This is a genomic window from Ktedonobacter sp. SOSP1-52 (assembly GCF_016587395.1).
The window spans coordinates 1310347-1322280 of sequence record NZ_BNJH01000003.1; the positions used below are offsets into that span (position 1 = coordinate 1310347).

14 protein-coding genes are annotated in these 11934 nt (G+C 51.1%); 11 read left to right on the top strand and 3 right to left on the bottom strand.

All coding sequences use genetic code 11. The annotated features are described in order from the left end of the window. Window positions 1–14: 14 nt before the first annotated feature. On the bottom strand, window positions 15–791 hold the full coding sequence (locus tag JMJ16_RS31020) for a PHP domain-containing protein (protein WP_201387900.1): 777 nt from the start codon (window positions 789–791) through the stop codon (window positions 15–17). Between the two features lie 12 nt (window positions 792–803). Then, entirely contained in the window at window positions 804–1496 is a 693-nt protein-coding gene (locus tag JMJ16_RS31025) for an O-methyltransferase (RefSeq protein ID WP_201387901.1), read from the bottom strand. Between the two features lie 433 nt (window positions 1497–1929). Between JMJ16_RS31025 and JMJ16_RS31030 the strand changes: the two genes are divergently transcribed. The 3 genes from JMJ16_RS31030 (at window position 1930) to JMJ16_RS31040 (ending at window position 3837) form a co-directional block, all read left to right on the top strand. Continuing rightward, complete coding sequence (locus JMJ16_RS31030) at window positions 1930–2280, top strand: hypothetical protein (protein WP_236601748.1); 351 nt, start codon at window positions 1930–1932, stop codon at window positions 2278–2280. 388 nt (window positions 2281–2668) lie between these two features. Beyond that, window positions 2669–3361: a hypothetical protein gene (locus tag JMJ16_RS31035; RefSeq protein WP_201387903.1), complete on the top strand. Its 693-nt coding sequence runs from the start codon at window positions 2669–2671 to the stop codon at window positions 3359–3361. 20 nt (window positions 3362–3381) lie between these two features. Continuing rightward, window positions 3382–3837, top strand: a complete 456-nt coding sequence (locus JMJ16_RS31040) for a ClbS/DfsB family four-helix bundle protein (RefSeq protein ID WP_201387905.1) — start codon at window positions 3382–3384, stop codon at window positions 3835–3837. A 245-nt stretch (window positions 3838–4082) separates the two neighbouring features. On the opposite strand, the gene JMJ16_RS31045 is transcribed toward JMJ16_RS31040, so the two are convergent. After that, window positions 4083–4301, bottom strand: coding sequence for a helix-turn-helix domain-containing protein (locus JMJ16_RS31045; protein ID WP_201387907.1), 219 nt, complete (start codon window positions 4299–4301; stop codon window positions 4083–4085). Between the two features lie 337 nt (window positions 4302–4638). On the opposite strand from JMJ16_RS31045, the gene JMJ16_RS31050 reads away from it, so the two are divergent. The 8 genes from JMJ16_RS31050 (at window position 4639) to JMJ16_RS31085 (ending at window position 11934) form a co-directional block, all read left to right on the top strand. Continuing rightward, entirely contained in the window at window positions 4639–5133 is a 495-nt protein-coding gene (locus tag JMJ16_RS31050) for a hypothetical protein (RefSeq protein WP_236601749.1), read from the top strand. A 60-nt stretch (window positions 5134–5193) separates the two neighbouring features. Continuing rightward, entirely contained in the window at window positions 5194–5616 is a 423-nt protein-coding gene (locus tag JMJ16_RS31055) for a hypothetical protein (RefSeq protein WP_201387909.1), read from the top strand. Further along, window positions 5616–6344, top strand: a complete 729-nt coding sequence (locus JMJ16_RS31060) for a VCBS repeat-containing protein (RefSeq protein ID WP_201387911.1) — start codon at window positions 5616–5618, stop codon at window positions 6342–6344. The genes JMJ16_RS31055 and JMJ16_RS31060 overlap by 1 nt, the downstream gene beginning before the upstream one ends. Continuing rightward, window positions 6344–6772 (top strand): hypothetical protein, encoded by a 429-nt coding sequence (locus tag JMJ16_RS31065; RefSeq protein ID WP_201387913.1) that lies wholly within the window; start codon window positions 6344–6346, stop codon window positions 6770–6772. The genes JMJ16_RS31060 and JMJ16_RS31065 overlap by 1 nt, the downstream gene beginning before the upstream one ends. A gap of 59 nt (window positions 6773–6831) precedes the next feature. Next, window positions 6832–8205, top strand: a complete 1374-nt coding sequence (locus JMJ16_RS31070; RefSeq protein WP_201387914.1) for a hypothetical protein — start codon at window positions 6832–6834, stop codon at window positions 8203–8205. Between the two features lie 49 nt (window positions 8206–8254). Then, complete coding sequence (locus JMJ16_RS31075) at window positions 8255–8626, top strand: hypothetical protein (RefSeq protein WP_201387916.1); 372 nt, start codon at window positions 8255–8257, stop codon at window positions 8624–8626. Window positions 8627–9163: 537 nt separating this feature from the next. Then, complete coding sequence (ltrA, locus tag JMJ16_RS31080) at window positions 9164–10885, top strand: group II intron reverse transcriptase/maturase (RefSeq protein ID WP_201387918.1); 1722 nt, start codon at window positions 9164–9166, stop codon at window positions 10883–10885. Between the two features lie 5 nt (window positions 10886–10890). Beyond that, window positions 10891–11934, top strand: a complete 1044-nt coding sequence (locus JMJ16_RS31085) for an RNA-guided endonuclease TnpB family protein (protein ID WP_201387920.1) — start codon at window positions 10891–10893, stop codon at window positions 11932–11934.

An 11934-nucleotide genomic window follows, 5' to 3' on the forward strand; every position in this document is an offset into this window, starting at 1 on the left:
TTGCATTCTGCCTCTTAGAATGCCATCTCTTCTGGAACGCGCTGGCGCCAGGTACGGATGGAGGTGATCCCGGCTTCGCGTAAGAGCGGTTCTATATAGTGATGGGCCTGCGTGACCTGCGTGGGATTGTGCGCGTCAGAGCCAACGCTGATGGCGGTATGATGTTTCGCGCAGGCCCGCGCCAGGCGGCGGACAAGATTAATGTAGGTCAAGGTGTCATAGCCATTGATCTCAAGCGCGACATCATACTCTGCTGCGTCAGCGGCCAGCTGCTCCAGCTCTTCGTCCAGGTTAGCGGGCAAATAGGGATTGGTGGAGCGCATACGCACGGGATGGCTGACGACACTGAAATAGCCACTTCTGACAGCGGCACGCAGCAAGGTATAGTACCTGGACCAGAGGCGCTCTCCCTTGGCACGTTCGAGGTCGTGAAGGCTCTCAAAGAGGACTCCATCGACTTCATGAACTGAACCGATGAGAAAATCCCAGGGCAGGCCCTGAAGGGTGCTCTGGATAACCTCGTTCTGCTCGGGTATAAAGTCGACCTCCAGGCCCAGGCGCACCTCGACATCCCTGTTTTTCCCGGCAGCCTGGACCTCCTCTACATAGTCTGCATAGGTGAGCATCCGCCCTTCCAGAGGCATATGCAGCAGATGGGGATGGGCTTCGCGCATCTGGAAGACGTGCTCTGAGAGCCCCAGAACGCGTATGTCTTTGTTTCTGGCAGCTTCAACCATTTGTTGAGCTGAGCTACGCACAATATGATTATGAAAATCGCTGGCGATACTCATGCAAACCTCCTCTTATGCCTCAGGCAGCACAACGGCGATATTGAGCCCATCCGTGTAGTCCTCATCCATGGCAAGCGCGATAGCGCGCAGGCGTGGATGCTTGAGCGTTTGAAGATTATACTGGTAAAGACCAGCCACCCCCTGATCGTCAAGCGCACTTTCGCTGAGGGCTTGTCCCGCGCGTATGCAGTTATCGGCAACGATGATGCTTCCAGGGCGACTGAGGCGAATAGCCCAGTCCAGATAGTGTGGATAGGAGGGCTTGTCTGCATCGATGAAGACCAGGTCAAAAGGGGCTTCATCTACCAGCTGGGGCAGCAATTCATGGGCACTGCCAATGCGTACCTCGGCTCGGTCGGAGACCCCTGCCTGTTCAAACGAATGCTGGACCACCTCAGCATGCGCGGGACTGACTTCCAATGTAATCAGACGACCAGTTGGAGGAAGTGCCCGCGCCAGCCAGATGCCGCTGTAGCCAGCCAGGGAACCTATTTCTAGAATTTTCTGAGCGTTGCAGGCTGCTGCTAAAACCTGGAGGAGCTTGCCTTGGAGCGGATTGATGTGAATGGCCGGTAGTCCTGCCTCCTTGGCTGCGGTGATGGTTGTGCGCAGCGCCTCGTCCTCGGGTGCGAAGAGTTGAACAAGATTTTCTTCGACTTCATGTCGTATACGAGCCTGCTGCTGGAGTTCAGTTTCTTGTTGCATTGGGTATAAAAATCCTTTTCATGAAATAGTCACTGGGCGAGAGGTGCATATGTTAATGCACGCCCTCGTTATATCACATCACTGAGAACTCCTCGCGCTAAAGCACTTACACTTACACACAACTATTGGATCTGGAGAAAAAACGTGGAGGCGATGCGTTGCACAGGCCTCGTTTTTCCCACACGAGAAGTGGACCGCTTATCTCAGAAGAAGCCGCGTGTCTCGCCAGGCTTGAAGCACATCATTGCGCATCATTACGCGTTTTTCTTGGCGTCTTTCTCTCGCATGGTCATGCGGATCTTCTACAAACTTTCAAACTTGTGTGTAAGTGTAAAGCATCCATGACTGGAGCTTTCCCACCACGACTTTTGTAAGAAAGCATCTTGTACGACGGCTGTGCTTGCAACATGTCTCCCCCCTCAAAGGACGTCCCTTGGGGCTTGCCCCTTTGTATGTGCAACGCGATGACCATCGCGTCGGGTTGGTGCGCTTGCTCACCTTGGCCTTGCGCGTCCTCACACTGGTAGAAGGCGTGGTCCGACAGCGCCTCTCGGAACAGAAAGAGGAGCTTGCCGGGGTATTTGCTGGCAATCCGAAACGTCGGACGAGCCAATCAACCACCGAACGCCTGCTGGAAGCCTTCAGCGAAGTGACCTTGACGGTTGTTTGTGCTTCTGGCTCCACTCAACGTCATGTGACGCCTCTTTCACCTCTTCAACAGCGGATTTTGGCTCTGTTTGGCCTCTCTCCTGCTGTCTATTTACGGCTGGCTGATGATTCGTAACATCTGCCACAAATTGAAGCGAACCGTGAATTTAAGAACGTTTCAGCTACGTACTTCGTGGCTGGCCTGATGTATACTTACATGGTATCTATCACTAATTTACTAGGGAGCGTATATGCCAAACCATAGCTAATCTATGCCAGAAAAAGCGATGCACATGTAACACTGTCGCCGTAATGCGACAGGCGATTTATTTTGCCCATAACAACAAGATGGCATACGGTTAGCAACTTCTCCTCCAGGTTGGCAGCTCTCTCAACACTCAGAGACCTCCTTTCCGGCCCTGCAATGAAGTTGCCTCCAGTCGCAGAAAAAGCACTGGTGTTCTTTTTTGCATGCATTTCTGGCACGTTCTCCTCATGTTCATCTTCAAGAAGAGGGAACACAAATGTCACAACCTCAAACGACGAGAGAAACATTATTCACAGCGCAAATAGGTGCAGGGAGAGGAAAATCAACGATGAAAATATACATTCTTGGGGGATCTGGCAGCGGAAAAACGACCCTGGCAGAGGACATTTCTGTCAGGTTTCATGTTCCTCATTACGAACTCGATCAGATTGGCTTGAAAAATGGGAAGGTAACCGAAGACGATGCCTTTGCTATTGCTGGGCAGCCTGGATGGATCACGGATGGCTCCTATCTCATCTGGACAGACCCGTTGCTCTATCAAGCCGATTACATCGTGTTGCTTGAGGTCTCCTGGCCCGTGGCTGCATGGCGCATTATTCGCCGCCACATCACGAAGAGTCTCCACGGCACCAACCCTTATCCGGGTCTCAACGGAGTAAAATTGCTTTTCAAATTACTCAAAGATAACCGCAAGCATTATCTCAACCAGATAAATGCTGGTACACCTCTCGAAGAGTGCATGCGTGAGTATCTTGCAGAACAGAGAGAGTATGCTGGTCCTCCTACTCCAGAATATATACGTAAGGAAGTTGAAAAGTATTTCATGCTTTCGATCCCTCCTACCGCAGAATTTTTACGCAATTACCTTGAAAAGTATCAGGAGAAAGTATTTGTTGTAAAAAACAAGGCTGATCGTGAGCGCCTGCTTGAGCAACTCGCAAAAAGATAACGCATACGAGAGAAGAAGAGATGTCATCAGAGAATCAGCAATTCAGTCGTCAAGATCTCTTAGCAGATCTTGAGAAGGGCTGGAAGCATTACCTTTCACGGTTGCAAGAGCTATCAGAGGAAGAACAAGCTCGCTATGCACAGGAACAAGGCTTTTCTCGCATCCCGGATGTGCTGGTGCATATCTTTGTATGGTGGGAGCGCTCCATGCAAAGATCACTTATGATCCTGGATGGTCACTCCCTTCCACATACAGACGTGGACGCATTCAATGCCGAAATGGTTGAACAGTATCAGCAATGGACTCGCCAGGCCGTTGAGGAAAAGTTTGCCATAACGTTGACCACCCTTGAACGTTTTCTCATAGATCTACCAGAGACCGCACTTGAGCACGAGCGAATTCAACTCTGGTTGCGTATCGACGCACACGACCACTATGAGGATCACCGTCTACCCAACGAACTGGCATTAGATTAGCCTGTTTTTCTCACGGCTCGCCTCGAATTTCAGGTGGTTTTGAAGAATTGTGCTCTCAAACACCCGGCTTTTGTGCGATTGGACATCAGTCGGTACTCGCTTTGGCCAAAATGCTCGATTTTAATCTCAAGTATTTTGGCCGAGTGGGGAATACAATCCATTTTACGCCCTAAAATTTGAGCGAACCGTGAGGGAACCTCTTAATAAATTTGAATAAGACCAGTTTGGCTTCAGGTTCTTAAACTTTAAGAACCGATATCAGAAGCATCATCGTCTGATGCTGGATAAATACCTTTATATCTGTCCAAATCGGTTTGACGAAAATAATCACGCTTTAATGCTCCATGTTTGTAGGGTCGTAGGTTATCTTTGACATTCCGATAGAAGGTATCTCTGGAAATACTAAGGTAGCGTGCTGCTTCTGCTGCTGTATAGTATTTCTCCCCGTCAATTTCTAAGGGCAATCTGCTCACCTCCTAAACAATTATAGGGAAACTATAATACTCTCTTACACTTTCTGTCAATCCTTAACAAATACGGCATATTCGGACACTTTGCGGTAATATTGGACATAAGTATTGACTTTGCGGATATTTAAGGCTATTATCTACATATTAGTACACATTCTGCACTTTGAAACATTTAATTTTTAGGGGGTGATTGCAGACAAGAAAAAACTGGCTCTCGTCTGCCAACGAGAGCCAGTGAGTGAGAACACACAAAAACCTTTGCTAAGTCCCGGAGTTCTCTGCGCGTAGCATAGCGCATAGAGGCTCCCTGGTCAAGAAAGAGATGATACATATGTCTCAACAAGCCTCAATGGCGTTACATGCTTTCCATTTGGCTGATGGGCCAGTCACTGTTTCCAATGTTGCCTTCTTTCACGGCGTGCAAGCGGGATATCAAGCCTATCAGAACGAGCAAACCCCGCTGAACGAACATGACCTTTACGAACATCTTGTTCATCGCCTACTCGCCTTTCCTGGCTCAACCTGTGAGAATACTGGCTGGGTCATTGGATGGGTGAAGGGCTTGCTGGAAGCTTCTTCCCCTCAACAACCTTCCTCCGCCTCACCTGGCAGGCGTTGTGAGGAGCCTGCCCCTTATGGTGATAACTTTCTTCCTGTCATCCCCAATGACAACCAACTTCATAGCATAGCTAACCCGTTTTGTTTTGCTTCACCTTGTCCCTGTCACGAAGACCGGAGTAACATTGCTGAGGTTGCTCGCTACATAAGCGACGGTCTTCTGACCCCCCAAGAAGCAACCGATCATGTAGCAGGGAAGCATATCTAGCTGGGAATAGCCACCCTCTTGTTGCTTACAGGTAACAAGAGGGTGGAGAGGAGGAAAAGCATGAAGCAGAACAGAGCGGGAACCACCTCTTACTTCTATGGAGAAGCGCAGCAGCAAGACGCCTCACGTCAGCGTGTCGGCATCTCATTTGGTCTTCACTTAGAAGATACTCTCAGGCTGACAGATGAGACAGTGTCCACAGGTATTGATAGCATTCTGATCTGTGCAGATCCAGCCTTTCATAATGGCGTGCAATCGGGACGGTGCGAGTTTCTCGCCCTGGCATTTGCTAAGCGCGAGATAGTCGTCCAGGATGTAGAGAATGCCTTGCAATGGGCAATGTACGACACCTGGCGTCCGGCCCTGTGGCGCTATGGCTATGTATGCGGCTGGAACCAGGAGTTCTACCAATACGCGATGCGCAAGCGAGAGGAACAAGCCAGCACCTCAAAGCCCGTACGCGATGAGAGGAGGGAACGCTAATGCGTCCTTCTCGCTATCGTCCAACGTTGGAAACCGAGCAGCCGCCCATATGCACCAGGCGCGTCACCAGAGCACCGAGAGAGGAAAGAGACACACAAGAGCAGATCGACGAAGAGCCCTTGTATGAGACACGCACCCATACCAGTGTCGTACGCCAAGGCACTTATCAGCCAGGAAGGATAGACGCGCAGGCAACGCGTCGGGTCAAGGTGTATGTCCATGACCAACCAAGGCCGCAGAGGCAACACCAGCCACCCTTGCCGGTTGGCACTTCCATGCCGTTTCATGTTCCCCGTTGGCCTGCCTATGTAGGACTGGCAGGCGTGTTGATGGTTGGAGGATGGCTTGGCATTGGCATAGGACAACAGGCGTGGCAGATGTGGCAAGACGACCTCCATTATGGACGCCCCCGTACCTACCAGATCGACGCTGTTGTCGGCCACAACCACGATACAAGCGTGACTCCATCCCACTTCATTGTGCTCAATCTGCATAGGCAGATTACCGTCATTGAAATGCCAGCAGGCGACCCAAGCAAAACACATGTTTACAAAACAGGCATTGCGTTGTTAGGAAGTGGGCAAGACTTGACGCCTGCGCAGGTGACATTCAAAGACCTGGATGGAGATGGTAAGCCTGACATGATTGTCACGGTTGGAGAGCAGAGCATCGCCTACAAGAACGAGAACGACGTGTTTAGCAATACTCCTATGAAGGAGGTCAAATAGTGATTGTCACACCAGCGTATCCCATACAGGTCACGCAACCACCGCGACCGCAGGAGAGTGACCCCAGGGGACCACGCCGAACCATACACATGTTGACAGAACGCGTCAACGACCTTTTGAGCATCATGTTTAGCGGAGATGATGAATACGTGGTTGTCTCGTGTGCTGAGCCCATCACAGCCACCCTTGCCCTGAACTTTCAAACCACGTTCCAAGAAGAACGCCCCGTACAAGCCGTATTAGTCTCCTATGGCAAAACCAACACGTCAGGCGATGGTTATATCGTCATTCGTTGGCGTGGAACTGTTCCAGAAAGCTTCTTTGACCAGCTCGACCAGCTCAACAAAGGGGTCCTTTTCTACATCGCCTTTAGTGCTGGACCTCTCGACACCTGCAAAGCACCGTGGGATGGTATCCCAAACGCCTAATGTCTCAGGGAAGAGTCTCATCAACCTGGGCTCTTCCCCTTCCTGTTGGAGGGAACCCCATGCAAGACAAGCAGATGCAGAACGACTTAGACCAGCTTTTACGCGAGCTTGACCAGCAGAGCCAGCAGACGCGCACGACGGACGACATCCCACCTATGTATGCCAACCACGAGTACGACCGTGAACGCCGCATGTATAACATCGAGATCCACATTTACCCCAGAGAGGAAGCAGAGCCAGAGGAGCCAGCCAGCGCCATTGAAAGTATCCCGCCTATTGACCAGAAGCCAGAGCCACGAGGGAGAAAGCCTCTAGCGTGGGCAGGGGTGCACACGCGCCCCCTTGTGTTTCTCGGCCTCATGGTATGCGCCTGTGCGCTTTTTGTTGGTTATCTGCTGTATTTGTTCCCTCTCTGGACAGCGACCACGACGGTTACTCTTGTTCCAGTCACACGCACGATAGAAACCCGCTTTACTGTCACAATCGGGAGTGCCGACCCGAATCACCGCCAGGTGCCAGGAAGACTACTTCCCACTGTTACGATGAGCCAGGCACGTACCGTTGCCACCACCGGGAAAGCGCACCAGGACGCCCAAGCATCGCACGGATACATCACGTTTTACAACGCAGCGACCTATGCGCAGACGATACCAGCAGGAACCCTTGTCATCGCAGCCAACGGAACCCAGGTTACAACCGATCAAGACGCGAATATAGGCGCGGCAAGCTATCCCACTTTTGGGCAGGCGAGCGTCAGCGCCCACGCGATCCAGGCAGGACCAGCAGGCAACCTCAAGGCAGGCGCAATCTATGGCCCCTGCTGTCGCGTCAATATCTCGGCTGTGAACGGAGCTTTTAGCGGCGGGCAAGACGCACGCGACTATCAGACCGTCACCCAACACGACATCGACACCGCAGACGCGAGCTTGAAAGCCAGCCTTGACCAGAGCACCGCCGCGGCGTTACAAACCCAGGTCCAGAGCACAGAAACCCTTGTCACGTCGCTACACTGCCAGCAGAAGACGAGCGCCAACCACCAGCCAGGAGAAGACGCAGCAAGTGTGCATGTGATCCTGGATGAGACGTGTACAGGCATCGTCTATCAGACACAAGCCCTTCAAACATTACTCACCCAGGCACTCACTACCCAGGCAAAGCAACAATTAGGAGCCGGGTACACACCAAGCGGAGAGGTTCACATCACCACCACAGCACAAGGGACAACGACCATACAGGCGACAGGGGCAAGCGCATGGGTATATCAGTTCTCCCAGGCTGAGCAGGAGCGTATGAAGACCAGCATTGCAGGCAAGAGCCAAGCTCAGGCCAAGAGCCTGTTATTAGCACACACAGGCGTACAATCTGTTTCTTTCTCCAATAATGCGACCCTTCCAGATGCTCAACATATCCGCTTAGTGTTCATTGCTTATTAATGGAAGAATGGACCAGTAGAGAAACAAAGGCAGAAGGGAGGTGAAAACGATGCAGCATGTTGAGCAACACGTGATTGACAGGTGTGATCCACGGTATACCGTCATCGATGAGGCAGCCTTCAAGTCAAAGAATCTGTACAATGCGGCCCTGTATGAGATCCGTCAATCCTTCATCCACGAAGGAGTATATCTCAACTACAATGAGGTGCAACGGCGGATGCAGTCACACGAGGCATACAAGGCCTTACCAGCAAAGGTCAGTCAACAAATCCTGATGGTCCTTGATCACAACTGGGAAAGCTTCTTTGAGGCGCTTGAAGCCTACAAGGAAGACCCATCTAAGTTTCAGGGGCGCCCCAAAATACCCAAGTACGTGCGATGTAGCAAGCTAAGTGTCTATCGAGTGGAAGGAAAGAAGTGACCTTCCCAACGGATTCTATCCCGTTGTCCCTACGTAAAAGGGTGTCCCACCCCGGTCACATCAGTAGTAAGTAATGAATCTGATGGAGTGCAGACCACGAATGTCTTAGCTCCTGGTAGCCTAAATCGGGAGCGGGCTAGGGGAAGTTCAAAAGGGTTAACGCAAGTGAACTGCTTCTAACGTTTCGTTAGCAGTAAAGAGTGAAATAAGGCTGCAAACACTCTGACCAAAAGGTACGTGGGCGGTCTGAGAGAGGTATTTATTGTCAGACGATAGAACAAGTCCCACCGGAACATAGGCAGGACCCGACCTGAACGCATCTCAACACTTGGAACTACAGTAAGCCCCATGAGTTCTCTCGTAAGAGAGTAAGCCGACCGCAAGGAAAGCAGAATACTCAGGGGGTAAAGGATGCTGGAAAAAGCGAATGCCTCTGGTAACGCGGAGGATAGAGGTTCAAGCTTTGCCTCACATTGAAAGATGGCAGACTTCCAGCGGGTTCTCAACGATAAATCATGACAAAGGAACTGAACGACCGTGCAAGATAGCGTCATTCAAGACATCGGAGCGGAAGAACCGGATCAAGACTGGGATTCTATTGACTGGTCCCAGGTCGAAAAGAAGGTCAAGAACCTGAGACAACGCATTTATCGTGCAACTCAACAGGGTCAGTGGAACCAGGTGAGAAGCCTGAAGAAACTGATGATGCGAAGCCATGCAAACCTGCTGTTATCAACACGAAGAGTGACACAGGAAAACAAGGGAAGGAAAACCGCAGGCATTGATGGGCAGAAGGTAACGATGCCATCAGCCCGCATGAAGCTCACCCAAGAGATGAAAACGTACACCCCAGAGCAGGTCAAAGCCACGCGACGGGTGTACATACCCAAAGCGAATGGGAAGCAAAGGCCGTTGGGGATTCCGACCATAAAGGACCGAGTGGCACAAGCGGTCGTCAAAAACGCCCTGGAACCGGAATGGGAAGCACGTTTTGAAGAAAACAGCTATGGGTTCCGACCAGGACGAGGATGCCAGGATGCCATAGATCAATGCTGGACACGACTGAATGCGAACAGCAAGGACGAATGGATACTGGACGCCGATATCAAGGGCGCGTTCGATAATATCAGTCACGGATTTATCCTTTCCGCCATCGGAGAGAGTCCAGGACGCAGATGGATAGAACAATGGCTGAAGGCAGGATATATGGAGGCGGAAATATTCAACGCAACAGAAAGCGGAACCCCACAAGGCGGGGTCATCAGCCCTCTTCTCGCAAATACCACCTTAGACGGTATGGAACGATGGATCAACCAAGAAAAGAAGGTTCGTCGAGTCAAGGAAGGGGAACGGATGAGAAACAGAAGCGTCACCAAATACGGATTCATACGGTATGCGGACGATTTTGTGGTCACCGCTGAAACAAAAGAGGATATCGAAGCCATTCTCCCCAAAATCAAAGACTGGCTGGCCGAGCGAGGACTCAAGCTCAACGAAGAAAAAACCCACATCCGGCATTTATCGGAAGGGTTCAATTTTCTAGGCTTCAATGTCCGAAGCTACAATGGGAAATGCCTGATCAAGCCCCAAAAGGGAAAAGTACAAGTCAAACTGAGAGAAATCAAGGAATGGCTGGAGAACCATCCGAATGTGGAACCCGGAGAAGTTATCCAGGTACTCAACCCCATCCTAAGAGGCTGGGCAAATTACTACAGGTATGTGGTCAGCAAAAAGACCTTTGCCACCTTCGATCACCATATGGTGAAATTGCTCATCAAATGGGCGAAAAGAAGACACCCAAGCAAAGGCATCCGCTGGGTCATCCCTCGCTACTTCGGAAGAATTGGGGGAAATCACTGGGTATTCAAAGGACGAGCCCTCGATAGGCGGGGCGAGTTAAGAGACTACTACCTTTACAGAACAGCAGATATGACCATTACTCGCCATATCAAGGTGAAAGGGAACGCCTCACCCGATGACCCAACGCTGCAAGCATATTGGACACAACGGAGAACAAAATATGGAAAAGCATATTTTGCGCAAGGCTCAAAGCTCTACCGAGTGGCCGAAAGCCAGCACTGGAAATGTACGATATGCCAACAGCATCTATTCAACGAGGAGAATATCAACATCCACATCCACCATGAAAAGGAGATGGCGAAAGGCGGGAGCGAAGAAGAGGAAAATCTCAGGCTCGTTCACGCCCCATGCCACAGACAAATACATGGGAGACGTGCCAAAGAGATGCAGAGAGCTTGAGCCGCATGATGGGTAACTGTCACGTGCGGTTCTTAGGGGAGGGAGATGGGGCGACCCAGGCTCCCTTACCCGACAAACACAAGACAGAGGGGCGTAACATCCTGGTCTACACCATTCAGGCTCTGAGCCAAGGCAAGAAGGGCTTAAAGCGCGGCATAATCAAACCTTCTATGCTTCCTATCGAAGTGCAAACAAAGCAGAAGGCCATCAATCAAGTCCGTATCGTTCCACGCAAGGGCTTTTACGTGGTCGAGGTAATCTACAAGAAAGAAGTCAAGCAGGCTGATGTGAACCCTGCCTACTACGCTGGCATAGACATTGGCATGAATAATCTGGTAGCGCTAACTTCAAACAAACCTGGCTTTCGGTCAGTCCTTGTTAACGGGCGTCCAGTAAAAAGCGTGAACCAATTCTACAACAAGCGGAAAGCAGAACTTCAGAGCAAGCTCGGTCACACAGGCACAACCAGGCGTATGGAGCGCATGACGAACAAGCGGACCAGGCGCATCGACCACTACATGCACACTGTCAGCAAGCGAATTATTGACCTGTTGGTGAAAGAACAGATCGGAGTGTTGTGCATCGGCAAGAATGATGGCTGGAAGCAAGAGGCGAACCTGGGGAAGCGGAACAATCAACACTTTGTCCAGATTCCGCACGCTCGCTTTATTGCCATGTTGACCTACAAGGCGCACCTGGTTGGTATTCGTGTAGAGATCACCGAAGAATCCTACACGTCAAAAGCCAGCCTGCTCGACCTGGACCCATTGCCGGTTCATGACCCGAATAATGACAAGGAGAAGCACACGTTCAGCGGGAAGCGCGTCAAGCGCGGACTCTACCGCGCATCCAATGCATGCGCGCTCAACGCTGATATCAACGGCGCTGGTAACATCATACGGAAAGTAGCCCCTGATGCCTTCGGGCCAAAGGGGGTAGAGGATGGTAAAGGGGTGCTTGCATCCCTGGTAGTCCATCCAGTGAGGATTGTCGTTCCCCTCACGAAGCCAAAGGACAAGCCTTGTCTCGTGAAATCAAGCGGTCAATAG